Here is a 24,007-nt window from a genome sequence, read left to right on the forward strand (position 1 = left end):
GACCGGGTCCCCGTGAGGTCCGCACCTGCGGTGAGGCCGGCGTAGGCCATCACCGATCGGGCGTACCGGCGCTATCAAAGTGCCCGATCGGTGATGGCCTTGCGTGACATGCGGCTCAGGCGTCAGGTCAGAACGTCACCACGGCCTTGAAGCGGACCTTGCCACTGCTGGCAGCCTCGTACGCTTCGCCGACACGCTCCTTCGAGAAGACCTCGACCATCGGCTTGACGGCTCCTCGGGCCACGAAGTCGAGGGCCTCAACGAGGTACTCCATGCCATTGTGCGCGGATCCGATCACCTCATAACCCTGAAAGGTCAGCGGCCCGGCCGGCAGCGGCATCTCGTCGGTGGCGACGCCCATCATCACGACCTTGCCCCAAGGCTTGAGGCCGTTCATGGCGTCCACGATAGCGGCGTGCGAGCTGCTGGTGTGCATGAGGACGTCAGCCCCGCCGGCCTCCTTCAGCGCCGCACCGTCGGCGACGACGTTATCGGCGCCGAGTCGCCGCGCGAGCTCCTGCTTGTCACCAGTACGGGTCACGGCAGTGACGTGGTAGCCGGCAGCCTTCGCGTACTGGATGGCGAGATGGCCGAGGCCGCCGACCCCCACGACAGCGACCTTCGCGCCAGGCTTGGGGTCAACCTTGCGCAGCGCGGCCCACACCGTGTAGCCCGCGCACAGAGTCGGAGCCGCGTCCTCGTAGGAGATGCCGTCGGGCAGCAGCACGGTGCCGTCGGCATCAGCAGCGATGTACTCGGCGAAAGCGCCGTCAACCGTGACGCCGGTCAACGTCGGGTTGGCGCAGTTGACACCGCTGACAAAGCTGACCGGGTGCTCCTCGCGGCAAAAATCGCACACACCACAGGTCTTCTGGGCCATCGGGATACCGACCCGGTCGCCGACCCTGCGCTTGGTCACGCTCTCGCCCACGGCGACGACCTCCCCGACACCCTCGTGCCCGAGGATCAGCGGAAACTCGTGGAACGACAGGGTGCCATTGGCCATCCACACATCTGTGCCACAGATCCCACACGCGCGAATCCGCACCAGCACGTCGTTCGGTCCCACCTCGGGAACAGGCCGATCCTCCAGCACCCACCCAGCGTTCGCCTCCGCGATGACTGCCGCCTTCATCTGTGACATGATCGATCCTCCTGTTGCACTGGCTTGATGCCTGTTTGCGCCGCCGCAGGTGGTGGCGGCGCTTCACTGAACCTTTTTCAACCTGAACCGCACGGCGCTCACACACCGCGTCCGACCTCGCGCTCCGACGGACCGCAAGGGGAGGTTGAAAAAGGTTCACTGATCGAGCGGCTCCCGGGACTTGGGGTCAGGCCGGAAGCCGCCTCCGTCCCGGCCAACACAACCACCCCGGACGGGTGTGCGAGGCCCTCGAACTGGCCCGGCTCTACCTGGGCAGAGCCAACCTGGGTACAGCAGACCCACCCTGGAACACCCGGGGTGGCCTCTCGACGGCGCAGACCGCACCGATGTAGAAGAGTGAGCCCTTTCCATCGTGATGTTGCAGCTCAGGGTGGGTCAGCGTAGGGGATGGTGGGGTGAGGGGCAGGGTCACGCTCCGCCGGTCCACCGGTAGCGTCGCTCCGGTCGGCCGGCGGAGCCGTACCGCAGGCTCACCCCGGCCTTGCCGGCCCCGACAAAGTGCTCCAGGTAGCGCCGGGTGCTGACTCTCGACAGCCCGACCCGGTCGGCGCACTCGGTCGCCGACAAATCGCCGTCGGTTGACCGCAGTGCCGTGGCGACCAGGTCGGCGGTCGGCTGGGTGAGCCCCTTCGGCAGTTCGATCGGGGCCGGCCGGAGCGCGACGAAGAGCCGGTCAACGTCCTCCTGGGCCACCTCTCCCGAGCCGGCCAGCCGCTGCTGGGCGGCGGCGTAGCGCTCCAGCCGGTCGCGCAGGGCGTCCGAGGTGAACGGCTTGATCAGGTAGTGCACCACCCCGCCCCGCAGTGCGGTCCGGATCGTGTCGACGTCCCGGGCCGCCGTCACCGCGAGGACGTCCACCACCACCTCGCCCTCGCGCAGCCGGCGCAGCACCTCCAGCCCGGAGAGGTCCGGCAGGTAGATGTCGAGCAGTACCAGATCGGGGCGCAGCCGGTGCACCGCGTCGAGCGCCTCCGCGCCGGTGTGCGCCACCCCGACGACGGTGAAGCCGGGCGTCCGCTCGACGAAGCCCCGCTGCACCCGGGCCACCATGAAGTCGTCGTCGACCACCAGTACCCGGATCATGCCGGCCCCCTACCGGGCAGCGGAGCATCCCGGGTCGGGTCGCGGCCGGGTGGCGCCGCCGGCCGGGCCCGGTCGTCGACGGGCGGCGCGGCCTCCCGGGCCGGGTCCGGGGCGGGCAGTGGCAGCCGGGCCCGGAACGACGCGCCGTCGACCTCGACGCTGCCGCCCCGGCGCTGGCAGATCAGCCGGACCAGTGCCAGTCCCAGTCCGTGGTGGCCCCGGGCCGGATCCTTGCTGCTGTAACCCTGCCGGAACACCGCCTCGACCAGTTCCGGGGGCACTCCCGGGCCGGAGTCGTCGACCCGGACGACGACCTCCGCGTCGACCCGGGCGAGCGCGACCTCCACCCGGCCACCGGGGCCGGCCGCGTCCAGCGCGTTGTCGACCAGGTTGCCGACCACCGTGACCAGGTCGGCGGCGAGCTGCTCGTCGACCGCGGGCAGGTCCGACTCCGGCGAGACCGCGAGCCGGACACCCTGCTCGGCGGCGAGGCTTGCCTTGGCGATCAGCAACGCGGCCAGGGCCGGGTCGCGCACCAGCTCGGTGACGTCCCGGTTCAGCTTCTCGTGCACCTGGCTGGCCCGGGTGACGTACCGGATCACCTCGTCGTGTTCGCCGAGTTCGATGAGTCCGGCGATGGTGTGCAGCCGGTTGGAGAACTCGTGCGCCTGGGCCCGCAGGGCCTCGGTGGTGTGCCGGCTGGCGTCCAGCTCGCGACGGAGCGCGGTCAGTTCGGTCCGGTCCCGCAGGGTGGTCACCGAGCCGACCCGGCGGCCCCGGACCAGCACCGGCCGGCGGTTGAGCACCAGTACCCGGTCGTCGCTCAGGACGATCTGGTCGACCCCGGTGACCTTGCCGGTGAGTACGTCCCGGAGCCGGGGCTCCATCGGCTCGGCGTGCAGCGATCGGCCCACCGGCAGGGCCGCCAGCCCGAGCAGCCGGACCGCCTCGTCGTTGACCAGGGTCACCCGGTCGGCGGTGTCGGTGCCGAGCACGCCCTCCTTGATGCCGTGCAGCATCGCCTCACGGTGCTCGACCAGGCCGGTGATCTCGCGCGGCTCCAGCCCGAGCGTCTGCCGCTTCACCCGCCGGGCCAGCAACAGCGACCCGGCCACCCCGAGCACCCCGCCGAGCAGCAGGTAGGTAAGCAGGTTGGTGAGGCCGGCCGCGAGTTGCTCGGGCAGCGTCGGATAGGTCTGGCCGACCACGATCAGGCCGAGGAATCGGCCGTCCTGTTCGTCGAGCACGGGCACGTGCGCGACCAGCGCCTTGGAGCCGTCGTCGACCACACCGACCCAGGACCGGCCGGCGAGGCCGTCACTGCTGCCGAGCACCATCGGCGATCCCGCGTCCGGGCCGGTGACCAGTTTGCCGGTGGCGTCGGCGATCAGCACGTACGTCGCGCCGGAGACCGCCCGGGCGCTCTCCGCCACCGCCGCCAGCGCCTCCTGGCCGTGCGGGTCGCCGATGCCCATCCGTACGGTCCGGTTGATCGCCGCGTTCTCCCCGACGGAGCGCAGCCGGGAGCCCTCGTTCCGGCGGAACGCCGCGTCGGACTCGGCGATCGAGACGGCCGCCACCGTGCAGACGACGAGCAGGACGATGCCGAGTTGCAGCAGCAGGAACTGACCGGCCAGGGACATCCGCTGCCGCATCGCTCCTCCTCGTCCGGTTCGTTCCCCGGGGCTGGTTCCGACGCCCTCGCCGGCCCCGCCACGGCGCCCGGCCGGCACCGGCCGGGCAACCGGGAAGCTCTCACCTGACCAGCCCCGACGTCAACCGGCAAACTGGTCCGGTCACGGGTGGTGACAACCAGGCGCCGGCCGGCCAGGATCGGCGGATGGCCCGCACGAGGTATCCGACCACGAGAAGCCTGGCCGGTGCCGTCGCCGCCGGTCTCGCCGTGGTGCTGGTCGCCATGTCGGGTTGCGCCGGACGCCTCGCCGACGGGACTACCGAACTGCGGCTGCTCGTCCCCAACGCGCCCGGCAGCGGCTACGACGTGACCGCACGCACCGCCGCCAAGGCACTGGCGGACGCCGGGATCGCCCGTGCCGTGGAGGTCTTCAACCTGCCCGGTGGCGGTGGCGTCGTCGGGCTGCGACGGCTCGGCTACGAGCGGGGAAACCCGGACCTGATGATGCTGATGGGGCTCGGCGTGGTGGGCAGCCAGTACGCCTCCGGGGCCCGGTTCACGCTCCAGGACACCACCCCGATCGCCCGGCTGATCGAGGAGCCCGCCATCGTGGTGGTGACCCGGGACTCGCCGTACCGGGACATCGGCGGGCTGATCGCGGCCTGGCGGGCCGATCCGGCGGGGGTGCCGGTGGGTGGCGGCTCCTCCGCCGGCGGACCGGACCACCTCGCCCCGATGCTGATCGCGGACGCGGTCGGCATCCCGCCCCGGCAGGTGAGCTACCGGCAGTTCGACGGCGGCGGCGACCTGCTCGCCGCGATCCTCGACCACCAGGTCGACTTCGGCGTCTCCGGCCGCAGCGAGTACGCCGACCAGATCGCTTCCGGCCAGCTCCGGGTACTCGCCGTGACCAGCGAGTTCCGGGTCACCGGCACCGACGCGCCGACCCTGCGGGAGCGCGGGGTCGACGTCGTCTTCACCAACTGGCGGGGCATCGTCGCGCCGCCTGGACTGGCCGGGGACGACGTCGCGGCGATGCGGGAGATGGTCGCCCGGTTGCACGGCTCGGCGCAGTGGCGGGCGGTGCTGGCCAAGTACGGCTGGACCGACGCGTACCTGGACGGTGCCGGGTTCGGCGACTTCCTCCGGGCCGAGAACGATCGCCTCGCCCACGCACTCGACGGGCTCGGCCTGAGCCCGGCCGGCACGTCCGGGCCGGGAACCGGCCGATGATCGACGCGTACCTCGACCGGCGGCAGGGCTCAATCGGGGGCGAGGCGGGCGAGAACGTCCCGGTGAGTGTCGATGCTCGCCCGCTGTTCGGCCGACGCCGCCGGGTGCCGGTCCAGCCAGGCGTCGAGCCGCCCGACCGCGCGGCGCACGACGTCAGCCGCCGCCCGACCCGCCCCGGCATCCTGGCGCAATCGGTGTGCCACCTGCGGTAGCAGCTCGAATGCCGTGCCGTCGTCCACCCGCACCTCGAGCCAGTCGAGCGCGACCGCCAGCACCCGGTCAGCCTCCGTGACGTCACCGAGACCCCCGTCCCGCAGCAGCGCGGCGAGCAGTCGGCCGGCACCGGAGACGCGCGAGGTATCCGAAGTCACCCGCGCGGAACCGACCTGCCAGGCGCGGCGCCGCACCGACGGCGACAGGGCACGGTCGCCGAGCACCGTGGGTAGTAGCTGGAAGATCTGGCCGGAGCGGGGGTTGGCCGCGCACCAGCCGATGCAGGTCGCGTGCAGTTCGTCCCGCACCGGGCCGTCGAGCACGTCGGCGCCGGAGAGCAGGACTCCCAGCACCCGCGCGGCCCAGCCCGGCATGCCGTCGACGGCGACCTGGCCGCACACCCGCCCGACGAACCGGTTCCACTCGGGCGTCGTCTCGGTGCGTTGCGCCAGCAGGACGCCGACCAGCTCACGGCCCGGCCGGCTCAGCAGCAACGGCCGGGACAGGATCCGGACGGCGCGGTCGGCCAGCTTCCCCCGGTCGTCCCGGTTCGCCCGGCGGTTCCTCAGCGCGCTGACCAGCAGCGGTATTGCGCTGTCGTCGAACGGGTGGGCGCCGAGCCAGTCCAGCGTCGCGGTCATCGCCGTCCGGTACTCCTCGGCGGTGAGGTCACGGCGGCGCAGCAGCGAGGTCAGTGGGTGACTGGTGTGCCGGTCGCGGGGGTGGCGACGGAGCTGGTCGAAAGTGAGGTCCAGCAGTTCGGCCCGGAGGTCCGCCGGCAGTGCCGGCTTGGCCAGCAGCGGCGGAAGCAGGTCCCGCGCCACCGTGGGGCTCGGCGTCCGCCGGCACAGCGCCAGCGCCTCGCCGACGCGCCCGCGCAGTTCGTCGGCATCGTCGTCGAGCAGCCGGGTACGCAGCAGCGCGCCCAGCACGCTGATCCGATTGGTCCGGGTCGCCTCGGGGGCGGACAGCCAGCTCAGGGTACGCCGGCTCAGCTCCGCCGACTCCTCCTCGGTGAGCCGGGCCCACGGGTCGGTCTCCAGGCGGGCGAGGTGCAGCAGGCGTTCGAGAAGCCGGCCGGCTTCCTTCACGTCTCCGTTCGCGTCGAGCCAGTCCCAGGCAAGGCGTACGGCGTGGGAGAGGTCGTCCCGGCCGCGCAGGTCGGGAGAGATCAGGTTCTCCAGCACGTACACGGCGGCGGGGCGCCGACCGTAGCCCCGGCGGTCTTCCAGCCAGCGCAGGGAGTCCTTCACCGCCTGCTTGAACACCGGGTCGGGCAGGTCCCGACCGAGGCGGTGCCGGCGGAACACGGCCTCCAGGGCGAAACTGGCGTTGTGCGGCTCCCGGGGCGCGACCCGGTCGAGCAGGAACGACGCGGTCGCCTCCAGGTCCGCGCCAGCCAGTTCCGGGCGCTGCACGAGCGGCCGGGCGACGAACGCCGCATTGCGGTGGTGGCCGTTGCGCCGCAGCCAGCCGAGGGCCCAGGCGACGAGGCGGGCGCCGTGCGGATGGCCGGGTGGCAGGCCGAGCTGCTTGCCGTGGTCGAGCAGGCTGGCGAGCACGAACGAGGCGTTCGGATGCGGGGCGTGCTGCGCCAGCCACTTGAAGGCCCGCTCGACGGTCCATTCGCCGTACGCCGAGTCGACGCCCTCCGGCGGGGACAGCTTGTGGAAGGCGTACGCGGCCCTCGGGTTGGCGACGTTGTGGCTGATCCAGGCGATCACGTACGGGTACCCGACCTGGGGGTCCAGACAGGACGCGACGGAGAGTACCCCGTCCCGGGCCTTCGGGTCGCGGAAGCGCCGCCGCAACCAGGTCTCGGCGATCGGCTCGACCAGCCGACGCGTGGCGGGTCGCCAGGTCGGCAGGCGCAGCAGGGTGTGCAGGATCCGGCCGTCCGGGTCCCGGTCGAGCAGTGCCGTCAGATCTCCGGCGTTGTCAAGGCACCACTGCTCGACGGCGGCGCCGAGCGCCTGCGCCGACTCGTCCTCGAGCGCCTCGCGCAGTCGGTGCACCGCCTCGGCCACGTGGCACAGCACCCGCTGATCGGCGAGGCCGGGTTCGAGGGTCTGGTGGAGGACGTCGGCACGGATCTTCCCCGAGCGGCGTTCGAGCAGAACCTCGGTGAGCAGGCGGTCGGCGTACAGGTGGTGCACCGTCTGGATGGTGTCGCCACGTCGGGCCAGAATTCCGGCCCCGCACAGCGAGTCGAGAAGCTCCGCCGGCGGCCACGGGGTACCGAGCGGGCTGAGGATCTCGCCGCGCCTCCCGAGTGCCGCCTTCAGCGCCTCGGCGGAGAGCGGGGTGGCCGCGGCGATCCAGGCGGCGGCGGTGAGCCGCCCGTCCGGCCTGGCGGCCGGCTCCGAGCGGCGTACCGACGGCAGCCCCAGCTCTTCCCGGTCCAGCACCTCGCGCAGCCAGCCGGCGATGTCCTGGTCGCCGAGTGGCCTCGCCGTACTGACGTCGCGCCCCGCGGCGACCTCGCCGTTGTAGTAGTTGGCGAGCAGCACCGCGATAGCCGGAATGCCCCGGCAGATCGTCATCAGGTGTTCCTCGCCCGCCTGCTGCACGGCCTGTTCGGCCAGGCTCCGCACCGTCCGCCGCAGGATGTCAGCCTGGTAGCCCGGATCGGCGCGGACCTCGATCTCCTCGAAGAGCTTCGGCGGCGCCAGCTTCCAGCGGGTCGTGTCCGGATCCAGCGCAGCCGTCCGCACCGGGCCCAGGACGGCCAGCCGCGCACCCGTGTTGAGGGCGCCGGCCCGCAACTGCCGGACGGTCTCCGCAGTGGTCTCGGCGAGCCACTCGAGGTCCTCGACAACCAGCAGCACCGGCGAGGAGAGCGGCTCGACGCACTTCCACGCGTCCTCCAGCGAGGCGCGCTGGTCCCACCGCGGCAGATGGACGACGAGCCAACCGGCGCCGTCGGCGAGCGCGGCGGTTTCCAGGCAGAGCCGGGTCTTGCCGACACCGGGTATCCCGGACAGCATCACCCCGAGCCGCCGATCCGCACCCTCGACCATCCGGGTCAGTGCGGCGAGGACGTGGCGCGGCGCGCTCGGGTGGTCGCCCGGATCCACGAACCGCAGCCGGCCGGAGGTGAGGAAGGAGTCCTCGGCCACCAGATTGTCGACGTGGTCCCCGTGCGGGATCAGGCCGGGACAGGTCTGGTTCCACCCGTCGGGGAAGACGGGGCGCGGATCCGGGTCGATATCCTCGGCCTCCAACAGGTCACGCCAGCGCTGATCGGTGACCGCGTCGAGCCTGGTGATCTCCTGCTGGCCGGCCCCCGCGCCGGAGAGCTGCTCCCAGAACACCCCGACCAGCAGATGGGAGGAGCCGGCGAAGACCGCCGCGCCGGACATCCCCTTCCAGGGGCTGTCGCCCGGCGCAGCCTCGGGCACGGTGACGTCGGGATGGAGGCGCAGCGCTTCCGGGCGCCCCCCGCTCGCGGTGTGGATCCGGCCGTTGATGTGCGAGCGGCCGCGCCAGTACTCGCCGGTGCGCGCGAGGTAGATCTCGGTGTGTCTCGGATATCCCATCGCCAGCACGCTGACCGTCGTCGCCCTCGTGAGGTCGATCCGGCCCAGCCGTACCGGCGGGACGTGCCCCGGCGGCGGATCGGCGAGCCGCAACAGGGCGAGGTCCCTGCCGTCCGGATCGCGCCACACGCAGGTCGCCGGCCGCTCCAGACCGTCGCCGCCGAGGTCGACGAAGAGAGCGGACCCGCCGTCCGGGCCGATGCCGTCGGGCGGCAGGTTTTCGAGGACGTGCGCGGCGGTGAGCACCAGTCGGTCCGAGATCCGGTATCCGGTGCCGAAGTCAGGGACGGGGTCGAGGCCGGCGTCGGGGTCGGGGGATCCCGGACGGTACGCGAAGACTCCCGTCACCCGAGCCGGTCGAGGTTCGGCATGCCGTCGCACCGCTGACGATCCTGACTAGCGCGGCGGTCGCCGCAGCCTGTCGCTCGTCTGTATCGGTTCTCCGTTGGGTGTCCGGGCATCGAGCTGGATCCGGAGGGTCTGCACGTCGCTGCGGCTTTCCGACACCCTCGCGCCGGCGGAGATCACGTAGACCTTGATGCCACCGTCCACGTCGCCGGTGCGGCTGAGCGTGGTCTGCAGCTCCAGCTCGAGTGCCGAGACCCCGAGCCGTACCGGTCCGCCCTCGGCCGCGGCGACGTTCATCGCCTCGGCCAACTCCCGACGGATCGCGCCGAGCGCGGCCGCGAGGCCGATCCCCTGGTCATCCGGCAACGAACTCATCTGCCCCCCGCACAGCTACCGCGACGATCCGTCCACTCCGCGGACATTCTTCCGCATCCGATCCGGTGGAGTCCACCGCGCGGCGATCGTGCACCTGCCTCGATGGCGCCGTCCCGGCTCCCGGACCTGACCCGGCGCAGCCGACGACGGTCCTCCACCGCGCCGCACGGCCGATCCGTCGCCGGGAAACCCGCGACACCTGACCCGGCACGCCGACGACGAGCGACCCGGACAGGACCGACTACCACCAGTGGAAGCGGACCAGCGCCATCGCGGCGAGGTTCACCATCAAGGCGACCGGCACCACCGTCTTCGCCGCCACCATGCAGCTACCGCAGGAAAACCGGCCACCTGGCCCTGTACGGCTTCCTCACCTACTGAGCACCGCCGGCCCGATGCACGACACCGGCACAGGGCGGTCGGTGCGGCCGGCGGAGTTGCCCGCCGACCGCACCGACCCGGGTGATCGGCCCGGCCGGACGCCGGCTCAGCGCCGGGCCGGATGGACCGCCTGGAACAACGAGATCCACTGCTCCGGCCAGACGTACCCGACCAGGATGTCGGCCGGCACCCGGTTCGCCCGCAGTGCGGCGTCGACCCGGCGCGCCGGATAGCCACGGTGCAACGAGGTCCGCAGCGAGCCGCCCACCCCGCTGAAGCCGAGCGCGACGAACCGCTCGTAGTCGGCGAGCTGGTGCGCCGGCAGCAGCTCCACCGCCCGACGCTCCAGGCGCAGGATGCCGGAGTCCACCCGGGGCATCGGCCGGAACCGCTCCCGGGGGATCCGGCCGGCCAGCCGCCAGTTCATCCGAGGCCAGGTTTGCACGGTACGCAGCGTCCACCGGCCGTAGTCGCCGCAGCGCTTCCGGGCGTACTCGAGCTGGGTGACGAGGGTGGCGGTGGTCAGCCGGGGGGCGTCCAGGCACCAGTCGACGATCCGGCTGGTCGAGGCGTACGGGATGTTGCCGACCACCGCGAACGGTTCGGCGGGCGGCCGGGCCGCGACGAAGTCGGCGTGCACGAGCCGGAGCCCCGGCTCGGACCGGAACTCCTCGCCGAGCCGGGCGACCAGCGCCGGGTCGATCTCGTACGCGACGACCCGCCGGCACCGCCGGACCAGCTCCCTGGTCAGCGCCCCCTGCCCGGCGCCGACCTCAAGGATCAGTCCGGCCGGATCCGGATGGGCCGAGGCGATGATCTGCGCGATGGTCCGGTCGTCGCGCAGGAAGTTCTGCCCGAGCACCCGGCGCGACCGGTCCGGCCCGGTACGCGGCACCGCCGGCCGGTCGGGCCGGTCGGGTTGCCGGCGGGCCGGCGGGTTCGCCCGGCGGGCGCCGGGACGGTTGTCTCGATTGGGATGGTGATGCGGCACAGCCGTGTCCTCCCGCCCGGGCACTCCGGGCCGGTCTGTGAGACAGGCGGGCGCGCAGCGGCCACGACCTGTCCCGGATGGATCAGGACTCGGGTGACCCTGGACGTGCGGAGATGCCGGCGCCTTACGCTCACGCGTCATCGACGGCAACGGCGTCACGCGTCATCGACGCGTACGGCGTCACAGGCTGTCGACGCGGGTGGCCCGCACCGGCCGCGACGACGCGGTACGTCGGGCGGACAGCAGGAGGGCCACGGCGCGGCGCGCCGCCGGAAGGACGGGCCTGGCGTTCGACCGCGCCGCGTCAGCGGCGTCGGCGATCGAACCTGGGTGCTCCCGCGCTCAGCCGACCAGGGCGGAGCGGCCGGCCCGAAGGCGGATCAGGAGCAGGGGCGCCCCGTCGGCGGTGCACGTCCCGGTCAGGGACCCGCGGATCAGGGCGTGGAAAGTGCCGGACACCCCACCACCCTAGCTCAGCACGTGGGGACCGGATCAACCGGTTTTCCGCCCTCCCCGACGACCATCCGGTGCAGTACGTCCGGTTCGCCGGGCCGGGCGAACCACCAGCCCTGGGCGTGGTCACAGCCCATCGAGCGGAGCAGTTGGGCCTGTTCCCGGGTCTCCACCCCCTCGGCGGTCACGGTCAGGTTGAGCCCGTGCGCGAGCGCGATCACGCTGGCCACGATCTGCCGGTCGGCGGGCGTACCGGGGTGCCCGGGCGTGAGGCCCTCGATGAACGCGCCCGCGATCTTCAGCTCCCGTACCGGGAGTCGACGGAGGTAGGCGAGGTTCGAGTAGCCGGTGCCGAAGTCGTCCACCGCGACCCGTACCCCGTGCGCGGCCAGTGCCTTCAGTGCGTCGGCCGGGCCCTGGGCCGGCCCGAGCAGGGCGCTCTCGGTCAGTTCGAGCTGCAGTTGGGAGGCCGGCAGCCCGACCTCGTCGAGGGTACGCAGCAGTTCGTCGGCGAGGCCGACGTCGTGCAGTTGCCGGGCGGAGAGGTTGACGCTGACGAACGGCGCCCGCTCGCCGAGATCCCGGTACCACCGGGCGGCCTGCTGGCAGCCGCGGGTCAGCACCCAGCGACCCAACTGCCCGATCAGGCCGATCTCCTCGGCGAGGTCGATGAAGAATTCCGGGGCGACCGGACCGTGCTCGGGATGGGTCCACCGCAGCAGCGCCTCGGCGCCGATCGGCACCCCGTCGGTGAGCCGCACGATGGGCTGGTACCGCAGCGTGAAGTCGTCCCGGTGCAGGGCCGAGCGGAGCCCGCTGGCCAGCGTCGACCGGAGCGCCTGCGCGTCGTGCCGGTTCGCGTCGTAGATCTCGTAGCGGTCGCCGCCGGCCGCCTTCGCCCAGTACAGCGCGATGTCGGCGGCCCGCATCAGATCGCTCGGCTGGCTGTGCGGGATCCGGTCGTCGGTCACCCCGATGCTGACCGAGACCGAGAGCTGGTGTCCGGCCGCCGGGATCGGTTGCCGGACCGCCGACACCACCCGCTCGGCGACCCGTACCAGCCGGGTCGGGTCCGGGTGTGCGGCGACGATGACGAACTCGTCGCCACCGAGCCGGCCGGCCAGCCAGCCGGGGTCGGCGACGCACCCGGCGAGCCGGGCCGCGACGGTACGGAGCACGTCGTCGCCGGCCGCGTGCCCGAACGAGTCGTTGATCGTCTTGAACCCGTCGAGGTCGAGGTAGCAGATCCCGACGTGCTCGTCCGGGCCGAGCCCGTCGATCAGCTCGTCGAGCCGGCGCAGCACCAGGGCCCGGTTGGGCAGGTTGGTCAGCGGATCGTGCAGCGCCTGATGGGAGAGCGCGGACTGTAGGTGGTAGCGCTCGGTGTCGTCCTGCGCCGTGACGACCAGGTGGGTCACCTCGCCGTGCGGCACCGGGGCCAGCGAGAGCCGCAGCCAGACGGTGCCGCCGTCCGGGCGGCCGAAGGCCGCGTCGAGTTCGGCGTGCGCCCGGCGGCCGGCGTGCAGTTCGTCGAGCGCCCGGCCGACCGCCGCCCGGTGACCGGACTGGACGAGCCCGGTCAGCCGCCGCCGGACCAGTTCGGCGACCGGACGGTCCAGCATCCGGGCAAGGGCGGGATTCACCTGCACGATCCGGTTCTCCGGGTCGACGACGCAGATCCCGCTGGCCGAGGAGACGAAGAGGGCCTCGAACCGCGCCTCGCTGGCCGCCCAGGCCCGCTCGGCGGTACGTCGGGCGGTCAGCACCGCTCTGATGATCGACTCCAGCTCGCGTTGCGTTCGCTCGCGCAGTGCCCGGGCGTACCCGGCGGCGACCGCGCCCAGCAGCTCGGTCCGGCCGGCGGTCTCGCCGGACGGGTGCGTCGCGGGGTCGTGACGCGCGTCGGCCGCGCCCTCGTCGGGTGGAAAGTGTGCGGCCAGGGCGGCGACGGTGGCGTGCAACGCGGCCACGTTGGTGTACCCGTCGGCGACCAGCGCGGCGCCGACCTCCCGGGCCGCAGCCGTGCCGTCGGGCGAGCCGGCCATCCGTTCGGCGTAGCCGAGCAGCACCTGCCGCAGCTCGTCCAGGCGCACCGGGACGTAGCTGATCTGGGCCATCACCCGGGCCCAGTGCTGGGCGAACTCGTCGAGGGCGGCGGACGCCGGCCCAGGCCCCTGGCCCGGCTGGGTCACCGCTTGCGTCCCACTCCGGCGTAGATGAGGGCGCCCCGGTAGCGGTCGTCGACCGTCTCGGTCGGGTCCGGACGCCAGTCCGGCAGGTTCACCAACCCTGGCTCGACCAGTTCGAAGCCGGTGAAGAAGCGCTCGGTCTCGGCCCTGTCCCGGGCGGTCAACGGCGTCGGGGTACGCCGGTACAGCTCTCTGATCTCCTCGTCCGACTCCTCGCTGGCCCCGTGCGCGCCCTGGGTGACCACGAGATAGCTGCCCGACGGCAGCCCCTCGGTCAACCGGGCGATCGCCCCGTGCGGGTCGTCGGAGTCGGGCACGAAGTGCAGCAGCGCGACCAGCAGCAGCGCGGTCGGTTGGGCCAGATCGAGCAGGCCGCCGTCGCGGACCTGGTCGAGGATGTCCTGCGGCCGCCGCAGGTCCGCCTGGAGTACGGCGGTGCGGTCGTCGCCGGCCAGGATCGCCCGGCTGTGCGCCACCGCGACCGGATCGATGTCCACGTAGACCACCCGGGCCTCCGGGTCGAACTGCCGGGCGACCTCGTGCACGTTGTTCGCGGTCGGGATGCCGGAGCCGACGTCCAGGAACTGCCGGATGCCCTGCGCCGCGAGGAACCGGACCGCCCGGCCCAGGAAGGCCCGGTTGGCCCGGGCGTACCGGACGGCGTCGGGCCAGGCCAGTTCGGTCTTCCGGGCTATCTCCCGGTCGACCTCGAAGTTGTGCGATCCGCCGAGCCACACGTCGTAGATCCGCGAGGCACTGGGGCGGTCGATATCGATGTCGTCGGGCGCCCAGTCCGGTTGTGTCACCGTCACACTCCGCCAGCTCCGTGTTCGCCGTCCCGGCCCGACCCCGGCCACCCGTACTGGCCAGCCTGGTGTCCGCGCCGGTTTCCCGAGCCGACAGCGTACCGATCGCGGACCGGTTGGCGAACCCACGGACATCGAGACACGCCACGTTCGGGCCCGGCCACGGCGCCGACGATCCGTGCCCCGACAGTGGTTGCGGCGCTCACCTGCCGCGACACTCCACCGGGTAAAGTGATCACGGTCCCGGTCCGGCGTTAAGGTACCCGGATGGAAAAGCCCACCGTGGGTCTGGTCGACGGTCCGCCGCCGGCCGACCTCGTCATCGAGGACATAACGATCGGCACGGGCCAGGAGGTCCAGCCGGGCCAATGGGCCGTGGTGCACTACGTCGGGGTCTCGTTCGACACCGGCGACGAGTTCGACTCATCGTGGAACCGCGGCTCGCCGTTCAGCTTCCCCGTGGGTGGCGGGAAGGTCATCGAGGGTTGGGACCGCGGCGTACTCGGGATGCGGGTCGGCGGCCGGCGCAAGCTGGTGATCCCGCCGCAGCTCGGCTACGGCAACCAGGGTGTCGGCAACCGGATCAAGCCGGGTGCCACCCTCGTCTTCGTGGTCGACCTGGTCGACGTGAAGTTCTGACCCCCGAGTTCTGACCCGTTCCGACCCGGCCGGGGTACGTCCGCCCGGCAGACCGGCCCCGGACGCCGTCGGCGTCCGGGGCCGGTGACCTGATCGGCCAGGTCCGCGCTCAGAAGCCGAGCGCGGTCCGGCCGCCCACCACCGGCAGGGTCAGGGTGCTCGACTTCGGCAGCACCGTCAGCCGGGTGCCGGGCAGCGGCAGCAGGGTGTACTCCTGGTCACTGGAGAAGATCACCAGTCCGAGCCGGTGTCCCGAGCGGAACACATAGTCCTTCGGCTCCATCGTCCAGCGGTAGTCGGCGAGGCGCCCCGGACGCAGCGGCTGGCTGTGCGCCTCACTGGTCCGGTTCTGCGGGTCCAGCCAGCCCCGGCTCACCACCACCGGCGCCTCGGTGGAGCCGACCGGGCCGTAGTCGACCAGGTAGCCGGTCAGGTTCGCGGCCGTCCGGTTGTCGACGGAGAGCCGTACCCGCAGCTCCGGCCGGCCCGAGATCCGTACGTCCCGGCCCAGCGCCGGGGAGGTGTAGACCAGCCGGTTCGGGTTGGCGGTGTCCGGTCCGGCCACCAGTTCGGCCGGGGTGACGGTCCGTCCCGAGTCGACCAGGCTCTGCGCGGCCCGGCCCCGCCCACCGTGCCCGACCAGCCGGCCCGGTGCGGTCGCGTCGCTCGCCGAGAGCCCCAACGACACCTCCCGGGTAGCCGGGTCCGGCCAGTCCCGGTACGTGGCGTAGACCCGGTCCTCGCGCTGCACCACGGCCCTCGGCTCGGCCATGACGTCGTTGTCGACGCCCCACAGCCAGTAGTCGAACCAGCGGTTCTCGGTCTGCTTGTAGGTCCACGAGCGCCCGTCCGGCAGGGTCACCGTGGCGGCACTGCCCGGTCCACCGTGGCCGCCCCGGTGCAGCCACAGCTTGCGCGGCACGCCGTACCGGTCGAGCTGGTCCCACCAGTCGGCGAACTGCCCGGTCTTCACGTTCCAGTCGTTGAGCCCGTGTACGACGAAGACGCTGGCCCGGACCTTGCGCGCCCCGGGCAGGTAGTCGCGCTCCCGCCAGAACCTGGTGTAGTCGCCGGTGACCCGGTCCTGTTCCTCGGTGATCTCGGCGATCTCGTCGGCACAGGTGCCCTCGGAGCGGGCCCGCCCGGCGGTGTACATGGTGAGGATGTCGGCGTCCTCACCCTGGTATCCGCCGGGTGCCACCACCAGGCCGTTGGCCCGGTAGTAGTCGTACCAGTTGCTGATCGCGGCGACCGGGATGATGGTCCTGAGCCCCTCGACGCCGGTGGTCGCCACCATGTTCGGCAGGGTTCCGTTGTAGGAGACCCCGGTCATCCCGACCGCGCCGGTGGTCCAGCCGGCCCGCACCGGTGCGCCGCTGGCGTCGTACGCCCTGGCCCGCCCGCCCAGCCAGTCGATGATCGCCTTGGTGCCCAGCGTCTCGGCCGAGTCACCGGTGGTCGGGCAGCCGTCGGAGTCACCGGTGCCGACGCTCTGGCCCAGCACCACCGCGTAGCCACGCGGCACGTAGTAGTCGTCGAGCTGGCCGGAGAGGTTCGCCTTGGCCCGCAGGACGCCCGGTTGCTCGGCCCGCCGGGCCGACGCGCCGGCCGACGAGCTCTGCGGCAGGTCGTCGACGAGAACGCTCGGATAGGGGACGTCGCCCCAGGTGTCCTTCCGGTACGGCGAGTGCTCCAGGATCACCGGCACCCGCAGGCCCTCGGTGTCGGTCTCCCGGGGCCGGGAGATGTCCGCCACCACCCGGTCACGCCGGCCGTCGTGATCGGTGTCGAGCGGGGTCTCCACCCACACCCGCTCCTCGATCGCCTCCTCGAACGAGAAGACCGGCTGGGTCATGCCGTCCTGCACGACGATGCCCGGCGGCGGCGCGGCCGTGGCGGCGCGGGCCGGTACCGGTGCCGCGACCAGGGCCAGGCCGACCGCGTACGCCCCGAGAATCCTCACGGGACCTGCTGATGGCATGGAGTTGCTCCTCTCGACCAGTCCTCGTGGGCTGGCGCCCGGTGCCGCGCTGCCGGCCCGGCGGACCGGTTGTCGCGGTCGCCGGAGCAGAGCACCGTCCCGATCGGACGGTGTGGCGCATTCCAGGGTTGTCGGAATGGTCGGGCGGGCCGCACCGAGAACGGCTGACTACGACGGAAAGAGATTGCCGATGGTGGGAACATTGACGGCCCATCCTAGATAGCTCAGCCGGATACGTCGATCGGTGGGGCCGCCGGTCAGTGAACCTCTCGCGCGGTTCAAGGAGAAAGGTTCAGTGGCCGGCCCGGATCGTCAACCGGGTCCAGGCACCGAGGTAGACACGGTCGCCGGCACCGAACGGGACCGGGCTGTTCGCGACAATCGGTGGCGTCGACGGATCGTTGAGGTATGTGCCGTTGGCGGACTCCAGGTCCACCACGGCCCAACCGTCCGGCTGTGGGAGCAGCAGCGCGTGCAGGTGGGAGACGCCGGGATCCTCGGGCGGGCCGACCAGGTCGATATCCGGGTGTACGCCTCGGGAGCGGCTGCGGCGACCGACCAGCAACTGCCGGGGTTCCAGGGTGAACCGGCGAGGCACGACGAAGCGGGGGAAGGTGAGGCGTCCAGCGTCCGTACCGCCGAAGGATCGGACGAGGTCGAAGTATTCGGAGTCGGCCTCCACCACCAGTTGCCAGCCGGCGCCCGGCCCGGACGCCTCGCTGCCGGCCTCCGGTGCGGCAACGGTCGAGGCGGAGACGACCGGCGGGGCGAGCAGGAAGTCGTAGCCGTCCTCCTCGCAGAACCGCCCCACCTGCGGGGTACCGCACACCGGGCACGGCACGGCCGGGGTGGACTCCGCCGCGGCTTCCGCTGCACCGCCCGCCGGCTCCACCGGTACGCCGACCTCCGGCGCCGGACTCGGTCCTGCGGCGCCGTCCGGAGCCGGGCCGGCGCCGCCACCGGAGATCGGTACGCCGCAGACGTCGCAGTAGTCCACGGTGGACGACTCGTGTCCCCGGGGACAGGCGGTCGCCGTCACCGGCTCACCCCTGCTCCTTCTTCACCCGCACGGTCTTCACCGACCGCACGTCGGTCAGCTCGGCGTCCAGCGCGGCCACCTGCCGCTTGAGCCGGATGGTGCCGGTCGGCGCGTCGATGACGTCGACGACTCGGCCGAGCAGCATCGCGGTCTCCTCGTGTCCCGACTCGGCGGCCAACTGCACGGCCCGTCCCAGCCGGGCGGTCGCGGCTTCCACGTCGCCGGCCTCCCGGGCCCGCAACCCCGCCTGGATCGCGGCGGCGAGTTCGGCCTGCCCGGTGTAGTGCGCCACCTGCGGGCTGATCCGGGTGGAGAGCGCGGTCTCGTCGGTCCACCTGGCCAGGATCAGCCGCTCGGTCAGCACCTGGCCGGCGGCGACCAGGCTGACCCGGGCGGCCAGCACCTCCTCACCGACCGCGTGGGGTTCGAGGATCACGGACATGTGGTATTCGCGCGTCTCCGCTCCCCACGCGCCGGTCGGATAGTCCCCGATCCGGGCGCTGACCGCGAAGCGGCGTGCGGTGAGTTCCTCCACGTGCGGGAAGACCTGCTTCACCGTCCGTACGGTGGAGCCGGCCGGACTCCAGATCCGCAGCGCGACGTCCGCCACCCGCTTGCCCATCGCGGCCGCCGTCATCGCCTGGAACGCGGCCGGCAACTGCGCCGGGTGTTCCAGCCCGTCGGCCGTGCCGAGCAGGGCCGAGGCGACGGTACGCAGCTCGCTGGCCACCCAGCCGCTGCCGATGCCCCGGCTGTCGCAGACGAACCGGCCCGCACAGACGGCCAGCATCCGGCGCAGGTCTTCGGGCGTCTCGTGCTCGTTGCGCCCGTCGGTGAGCAGAATCGCGTGTCGTACCTCGCTGGGACGGCTCGCGAAGAGCCAGTTGGCCAGGTCCAGCCAGCGGCCGATGGCGGTTCCGCCGTCGGCCCGCAGCCCGGCCACCGCCGCCTTCGCCGCTGCCCTGGTCTGCGCGTTCGCCGGCGCCATCCCCGGTTGCACCGGGTAGACCATCCGGGCGACCGCGCTCCCGGAGACCACCGCGAAGGCCACACCGTCGCGCAGGGTGTCGATCGCGACCGCCGTGGCCCGCTTCGCCTCGGCGAGCTTCGTCGGGGGCATCGCCATCGAGCCCGAAGTGTCGATCATGATTACCTGCGCCGCCGTCGGGACGGTCGCCGGATCGCGCAGGTCGGGACCGGACGCGGTCACCGTCAGAATCGCGTCCACCACCTGGCCGCCGGCCGGCAGGTACTCGTTGTGGTCCACCTCGGCGACGAACTGCGGTACCCCGCTCACCCGCCCGCTCCCCCCGAGACTGCGGCGGGCGGGAACGGCAGGACCGCGACGGCGATGTTGTCGTGTCCACCTGCCTCCGCCGCGAACCTGGTCAGGTCCTGGGCGATCGCGATCGGCGTGGCACCGCCCGGTCCCGGTACCCGCGCCGCCAACGCCGCCGCGTTCGGCAGGTAGTGCGAGAGCCCGTCCGAGCAGATCACCAGCCGCCCCGGCCGCCCCGGTTGGAACGTCACCACCTGCGGCTCGGCGTCGCTGGAGTCCGCGCCGAGCCACCGGATCAGCGCCTTGGAGGTCGGATCCTGCTCGGCGCCGGGCGGCACCGGCCGCCCGGCCCGGATCTGGCCGACCACCGAGTCGTCCACGGTCAGGCAGACCGCCTCGTGCACCGCGCCGTCCGGCCCGAGCCAGTAGGCCCGGCTGTCGCCGATCCAACCGACCGTGACCGAGCCGCCGGTGACGACAGCGGCGACGAAGGTGCAGCTCGGCGGCACCTGCCCGTCGTCGTGCAGTGCGGTCGCCCGGGCAGCCGTGGCCGCGGCCCGGCCGGAGGCCACCACGGCATCGGGCGCGGTGGCGCCGTTGCCCAGTGCGGAGAGCATCGTGGCCAGAGCTGCCTCCGCCGCCGCGTGCGCCGCGAGGTCGGCGCGGAGCGAGGTCGACACCCCGTCACAGACCACCGCCGCGATGGTCTGGCCCAGCCGGCCGACCGTGACCGCGTCCTCGTTGCGCCGCCGCCGGGCCCGGTCGGTGACGGCGGCGACCGCTCCCAGATCCAGGTCGGCACGGTCCCGGCCCACGGACGAGCGCCGTCCACAGTGGTCGCAGTGACCGGAGTCGCCGGAGGGTGGGGTACCGCAGCCCGGACATGGTTGGCCGACCGCACGGGACGAGAGCCAGCCGCCGGGTGGGCTGCCCGGGTCGGCCGGAGCCGCCGGCATGCCGGCGGCCGGGCCGGGCGACGGCGCCGCACCGGTCCAGCCGGATGAACCGGCCGGTGCGGCCGGGCCGGTCCAGCCGGGCGGGGCGGACGGTGCCGGCGGCCCGGACCAACCGGGCGGGGCCGATGGTGCCGGCGGCCCGGACCGTCCGGGCGGCGCGGGTGGTGCCGGCGGCCCGGTCCGACCGGGCGGGGCGGGTGGTGCCGGCGGCCCGGACCACCCCGGCGGCGCGGGTGGCGGCGGGTAGCCGGCCTGGCTTTCCGGTCCGGCCGGTGCGCCGGGTGGTGCGGGTGCGGCCCGGCCGGCCGCACCGGGGTGCGCGGCTTGCGGTACGAAGCCACCCTGCTCGCCCGGCTGGCTCTGGACGCCGGACGGCGTCGACGCACCCCAGCCCGGCGCACCGGACGGAGTGGCCGCACCCCGGCTCGCCGGCGGTACCGCCGCGACACCGGACGCGCCACTCCAACTCGTCGTCGCCGGCTGACCGCCCGGATCGGCGCGCCAGCCGGGGGCGGTTGGTGGAGCCGGTGCCAGGGCCCGATCGCGCCCGGCGGAACCGGGTGGTCCCGACGGTGCGGACGGGCCGGTGGGACTCGACGGCGCGGACGACCCGGTCGGACTCGACGACCCGGTGGAACTCGACGACCCGGTGGAACTCGATCCGCTCGGCCTCGACGATCCGGTCGGCCCGGCCAGCGCCTCCAGCCGGGACAGCGCGGTCGGCCCGGAGAGATCGGCCAGCCGGAGCAGTTCGGTCGACTCCGGCACCTCGACCGAGCCGGACGCCTCCACCCGGCCGGTCGGGGTCGGTCCGGCCGACCGGGGCGACTCGGCCGGAGCGAACGAGCCGGTCGCCGGGGCGGCCCAGCCGGACGACCCGGTCGCCTCCCCCAGCGGTACGCGCTCCAACTCCCGGCCGCAGACCTCGCAGTACCGGTGTGCCGGGTCGTCGGGCGCGCCGTGCTCGGGACAGGGTTTCGGCATGCTTCCGGCGGCGCCGGCTCCGACGGCGGTCACACCAGGGTCCTCGGTCGGACCGCGTTCGCGTGGTCGACCAGCGCGACCCGCAGCTCCGGGTCGCGGGAGAGCTGGGCCAGCGTCCGGTACGCCCGTTCCAGCCCGAACCGCAGGCCGCGCTCGGACAGCTCGTGCCCGAGTACCCGGGCTCCGGGGGTGGGCGCCGACCGGCTGCGTACCCAGGCCAGGGCCACCTCCAGCACCTCGATGGTGAGCCGGGTCTGCCGCTCGACGTCCAGGCCGAGCCGCTCCAGCCGGGCGGATGCCCGTAGCAGGTCGTCCGGCCCGGTGGTGCCCGCCGCCAGACCGGGCAGACTGGCCCGGACGGCGGCTACCTGCGCGGCGACGTGCTGACTCGAACTGTCCGGCACCTGGTCCAGTACGGCGAGCGCACCCGCGCGGTCGCCGACCAGGAACCGGATCCGGGCCAGCCCGAACGCGGCGCTCAGGTAGCCGTGGTCGACCCGCCACACCCGGTCGTACAGCCGGGTCGCCAGTTCCCGGTCGCCGGTGCACTCGGCGCTCACCGCCAGCGCCAGCCGGGCCGCCGGCTCACCCGGCAGGACGTCGTAGACCGCGTCGAAGGCCACCCGGGCCTCGGCCGGACGGTTCGCCGTCAAGGCCGCCAGGCCCCGGTACCAGTCCACCCGCCAGTCGAACGGGTCGGCCGCGGCCAGCCGGTCCAGGTCCGCGGCGGCCCCCGCCAGGTCGCCCCCCTCGATCCGGGCCCGGGCCAGCCGCAGCGCCACCTCCACACTGCGGACCGGCGCCGCGGAGAGCTGCCGGACCAGCTCCGCCGGGTCGGTCGCGCCGAGCGAGGCGAGGAAGCCGGCGCCCGGGTCGAGCACGTCGACCTGCGGCAGCGGCAGCGCGGCGGCGACCACCGGCGGCGCCGGGGCGATCGCACCGGGCGGGACACCGCCCCCGGCGCCCCAGGCCCGGCCCGCCACCGCCCGGCCGACCTCGCCGGCCTCGGTGCCGAAGGCACGCCGTTCGGGCGTGAACTGCCGGGACACCGCCGGCCGGGGCACACCGTCGGCGGCGGAGAGCACTTCGCGCAGTACGCCGAGCAGTTGCTCGCTCATCTCTCCGGCGCTCTGGAAGCGCCGGTCCGGATCGGGGTGGGTGGCCCGGCGCAGCAGCCGGTGGTACGACATCTCGGCCGCGAACAGCGGCGCGTCGGCCGGCTCCGGCAGCCGGTTGGCGTACGTGGTCGAGAAGCCTCGGAAGTCGAGGCTGAGCACGGCCAGCGCCCGGCCGACGGTGTAGATGTCGGAGGCGACCGAGGGGCCGAGCGTGCCGACCTCCGGCGCCTGGTAGCCGGGCGTGCCGAAGATCGCGCTGGCGCTGTCGTCGACGTGCCGTACCGCGCCCAGGTCGATGAGTTTGAGCTGCTCCTCGGCGTGGATGACGTTGTCCGGCTTGAAGTCGCAGAAGAGCAGGTTGCGGTCGTGCAGGTAGTCCAGCGCCGGCAGGATCTCGATCCCGTACGCGATCACCTCGGGCAACGGCAGGGCGCGCTGGCCGGTGTCCCGGCGCCGGGCCAGCAGCATGTCCCGCAGCGACTGGCCGCCGACGTACTCCATCACGATGTAGCCGACCGGGGTGCCGGTGCGCGGATCGGGGTGCTCCACGAAGTCGTGGATCTTGACGATGTTGGGGTGGTCCAGCTCGACCAGGAAGCGACGCTCCGCGACGGCCGAGGCCATCGCGTCCTCGTCCGAGGTGTTGATCAGTCCCTTGAGTACCACCCAGCGGTCGCTGACCGTGTCACTGACGTTGCGGTCCCGGGCGAGATAGATCCAGCCCAGCCCGCCGTACGCGAGCGCGCCGAGGATCTCGTACCGCCGGTTGATCACGTCGCCCGGGCCGAGCCGGGGTACGAAGGAGAACTGGGTGCCGCAGTGCGGGCAGAAGCCCTCGGCTCGACCGGGGCGGTCGTCCCGGCCCCGTCCCACCGGCTTCTCGCAGCTCACGCAGTACCGTCGCGACTCGGCGACCTTCGGCTCGGCCATCACCGCTGTCGCCGGGTCGCGCAGCGGCACCCGGGCGATGTCGACCAGGCCGGCGCCGAGGCCACCCCGGGACGCGCTCCGGGACCGGCTGGAACCCCGCGAGCCGGAGTTCGAGGTGCCCCGGCTCGGCATGGTGCTGCTCCCGGTCGAGGCCGGTCCCCGCCCGGTGCCGGTCGATGCCGCGCCCCGTCCGGCCGATGCCGGTCCCTGCCCCGTCGACGCCGGGCCGGGCCGGGGGCCGGTGGAGATCGGCGCCTGGCCGGGCGGCGCCCCGGCCTGCCCCGGCACCGAGCCGTGCCCGGACGGCGCCCGGCCCTGGCTCGTACCCGTGGAGACGCCCACTGCGGCGGCCGGCACCGACGCCCGGCCGGTTCCGGTCGGTACCGACGCCCGGCCCGCCCCGGTGGGCGCCACGGACCGGCCGGTACCGGCAGACGCCGCCACCTGGCCGCTAGCCGTCCCGGCCTGGCCGGTAACCGCCTGGCCGGTAACCGCCTGGCCGGTAACCGCCGGGCCGGTAACCGCCGGGCCGGTAACCGCCGGGCCGGTAACCGCCGGGCCGGTAACCGCCGGGCCGGTGTTCTCGGGTGCGGCCGTCGACCCGGCCGGTGCCCGCCGACCGCACTCGTCGCAGTAGCCGTCGGGCAGGTAGGAGCCTGGGCAACCGGG

Annotated in this window: 16 protein-coding genes; 3 read left to right on the forward strand and 13 right to left on the reverse strand. The window is 73.3% G+C overall.

Annotated features, from left to right (window positions below):
- Positions 1–127: 127 nt before the first annotated feature.
- The 3 genes from ACQEVC_RS31990 to ACQEVC_RS32000 form a co-directional block, all read right to left on the reverse strand.
- On the reverse strand, positions 128–1,144 hold the full coding sequence (locus ACQEVC_RS31990; protein WP_432885028.1) for an alcohol dehydrogenase catalytic domain-containing protein: 1,017 nt from the start codon (positions 1,142–1,144) through the stop codon (positions 128–130).
- A 429-nt stretch (positions 1,145–1,573) separates the two neighbouring features.
- Positions 1,574–2,248: a response regulator gene (locus tag ACQEVC_RS31995; protein ID WP_432885031.1), complete on the reverse strand. Its 675-nt coding sequence runs from the start codon at positions 2,246–2,248 to the stop codon at positions 1,574–1,576.
- Complete coding sequence (locus tag ACQEVC_RS32000; protein ID WP_432885034.1) at positions 2,245–3,903, reverse strand: ATP-binding protein; 1,659 nt, start codon at positions 3,901–3,903, stop codon at positions 2,245–2,247. The genes ACQEVC_RS31995 and ACQEVC_RS32000 overlap by 4 nt, the downstream gene beginning before the upstream one ends.
- 185 nt (positions 3,904–4,088) lie before the next feature.
- On the opposite strand from ACQEVC_RS32000, the gene ACQEVC_RS32005 reads away from it, so the two are divergent.
- The gene (locus ACQEVC_RS32005) at positions 4,089–5,117 is read left to right on the forward strand and encodes a Bug family tripartite tricarboxylate transporter substrate binding protein (protein ID WP_432885036.1); all 1,029 of its coding nucleotides are present in this window, start codon (positions 4,089–4,091) and stop codon (positions 5,115–5,117) included.
- Between the two features lie 29 nt (positions 5,118–5,146).
- Here ACQEVC_RS32005 and ACQEVC_RS32010 read toward each other — a convergent pair whose 3' ends face one another.
- The 5 genes from ACQEVC_RS32010 to ACQEVC_RS32030 all read right to left on the reverse strand — a co-directional run bounded on the left by ACQEVC_RS32010 (position 5,147) and on the right by ACQEVC_RS32030 (position 14,412).
- On the reverse strand, positions 5,147–9,217 hold the full coding sequence (locus ACQEVC_RS32010) for a trypsin-like peptidase domain-containing protein (RefSeq protein WP_432885039.1): 4,071 nt from the start codon (positions 9,215–9,217) through the stop codon (positions 5,147–5,149).
- Positions 9,218–9,265: 48 nt separating this feature from the next.
- Positions 9,266–9,592, reverse strand: a complete 327-nt coding sequence (locus tag ACQEVC_RS32015; protein WP_432885041.1) for a trypco2 family protein — start codon at positions 9,590–9,592, stop codon at positions 9,266–9,268.
- Between the two features lie 487 nt (positions 9,593–10,079).
- The gene (gene erm, locus ACQEVC_RS32020; RefSeq protein WP_432891815.1) at positions 10,080–10,868 is read right to left on the reverse strand and encodes an ErmE/ErmH/ErmO/ErmR family 23S rRNA (adenine(2058)-N(6))-methyltransferase; all 789 of its coding nucleotides are present in this window, start codon (positions 10,866–10,868) and stop codon (positions 10,080–10,082) included.
- Between the two features lie 569 nt (positions 10,869–11,437).
- Positions 11,438–13,609 (reverse strand): putative bifunctional diguanylate cyclase/phosphodiesterase, encoded by a 2,172-nt coding sequence (locus ACQEVC_RS32025; protein ID WP_432885044.1) that lies wholly within the window; start codon positions 13,607–13,609, stop codon positions 11,438–11,440.
- Positions 13,606–14,412, reverse strand: a complete 807-nt coding sequence (locus ACQEVC_RS32030) for an SAM-dependent methyltransferase (RefSeq protein WP_432885047.1) — start codon at positions 14,410–14,412, stop codon at positions 13,606–13,608. Before ACQEVC_RS32030 ends, ACQEVC_RS32025 begins: the two co-directional genes overlap by 4 nt.
- Positions 14,413–14,679: 267 nt before the next feature.
- On the opposite strand from ACQEVC_RS32030, the gene ACQEVC_RS32035 reads away from it, so the two are divergent.
- The gene (locus ACQEVC_RS32035) at positions 14,680–15,051 is read left to right on the forward strand and encodes an FKBP-type peptidyl-prolyl cis-trans isomerase (RefSeq protein ID WP_130462889.1); all 372 of its coding nucleotides are present in this window, start codon (positions 14,680–14,682) and stop codon (positions 15,049–15,051) included.
- Between the two features lie 109 nt (positions 15,052–15,160).
- Here the strand turns inward: ACQEVC_RS32035 and ACQEVC_RS32040 are convergent, their stop codons facing one another.
- The 5 genes from ACQEVC_RS32040 to ACQEVC_RS32060 all read right to left on the reverse strand — a co-directional run bounded on the left by ACQEVC_RS32040 (position 15,161) and on the right by ACQEVC_RS32060 (position 23,470).
- Positions 15,161–17,014, reverse strand: coding sequence for a Xaa-Pro dipeptidyl-peptidase (locus ACQEVC_RS32040; protein ID WP_432885051.1), 1,854 nt, complete (start codon positions 17,012–17,014; stop codon positions 15,161–15,163).
- A gap of 310 nt (positions 17,015–17,324) precedes the next feature.
- A complete protein-coding gene (locus tag ACQEVC_RS32045; RefSeq protein ID WP_432885054.1) occupies positions 17,325–18,071 on the reverse strand; it encodes an FHA domain-containing protein in 747 nt (248 codons plus the stop codon).
- Between the two features lie 4 nt (positions 18,072–18,075).
- Positions 18,076–19,368, reverse strand: a complete 1,293-nt coding sequence (locus ACQEVC_RS32050) for a VWA domain-containing protein (RefSeq protein ID WP_432885056.1) — start codon at positions 19,366–19,368, stop codon at positions 18,076–18,078.
- Positions 19,365–21,323, reverse strand: a complete 1,959-nt coding sequence (locus ACQEVC_RS32055; protein ID WP_432885058.1) for a PP2C family protein-serine/threonine phosphatase — start codon at positions 21,321–21,323, stop codon at positions 19,365–19,367. Before ACQEVC_RS32055 ends, ACQEVC_RS32050 begins: the two co-directional genes overlap by 4 nt.
- Positions 21,320–23,470, reverse strand: coding sequence for a tetratricopeptide repeat protein (locus ACQEVC_RS32060; RefSeq protein WP_432885061.1), 2,151 nt, complete (start codon positions 23,468–23,470; stop codon positions 21,320–21,322). Before ACQEVC_RS32060 ends, ACQEVC_RS32055 begins: the two co-directional genes overlap by 4 nt.
- On the opposite strand from ACQEVC_RS32060, the gene ACQEVC_RS32065 reads away from it, so the two are divergent.
- Positions 23,454–23,975: a hypothetical protein gene (locus ACQEVC_RS32065; protein ID WP_432885063.1), complete on the forward strand. Its 522-nt coding sequence runs from the start codon at positions 23,454–23,456 to the stop codon at positions 23,973–23,975. The genes ACQEVC_RS32060 and ACQEVC_RS32065 overlap by 17 nt on opposite strands.
- Positions 23,976–24,007 lie beyond the last annotated feature (32 nt).

It is taken from the genome of Plantactinospora sp. CA-294935, from assembly GCF_050936445.1.
Lineage (GTDB): Bacteria > Actinomycetota > Actinomycetes > Mycobacteriales > Micromonosporaceae > Plantactinospora.

What these genes read in the sequence shown, in the direction of transcription:
- ACQEVC_RS31990 (WP_432885028.1), bottom strand. Translation starts at nt 1,144, where the DNA reads ATGTCACAGATGAAGGCGGCAGTCATCGCGGAGGCGAACGCTGGGTGG.
- ACQEVC_RS31995 (WP_432885031.1), bottom strand. Translation starts at nt 2,248, where the DNA reads ATGATCCGGGTACTGGTGGTCGACGACGACTTCATGGTGGCCCGGGTG.
- ACQEVC_RS32000 (WP_432885034.1), bottom strand. Translation starts at nt 3,903, where the DNA reads ATGCGGCAGCGGATGTCCCTGGCCGGTCAGTTCCTGCTGCTGCAACTC.
- ACQEVC_RS32005 (WP_432885036.1), top strand. Translation starts at nt 4,089, where the DNA reads ATGGCCCGCACGAGGTATCCGACCACGAGAAGCCTGGCCGGTGCCGTC.
- ACQEVC_RS32015 (WP_432885041.1), bottom strand. Translation starts at nt 9,592, where the DNA reads ATGAGTTCGTTGCCGGATGACCAGGGGATCGGCCTCGCGGCCGCGCTC.
- ACQEVC_RS32035 (WP_130462889.1), top strand. Translation starts at nt 14,680, where the DNA reads ATGGAAAAGCCCACCGTGGGTCTGGTCGACGGTCCGCCGCCGGCCGAC.
- ACQEVC_RS32060 (WP_432885061.1), bottom strand. Translation starts at nt 23,470, where the DNA reads ATGCCGAGCCGGGGCACCTCGAACTCCGGCTCGCGGGGTTCCAGCCGG.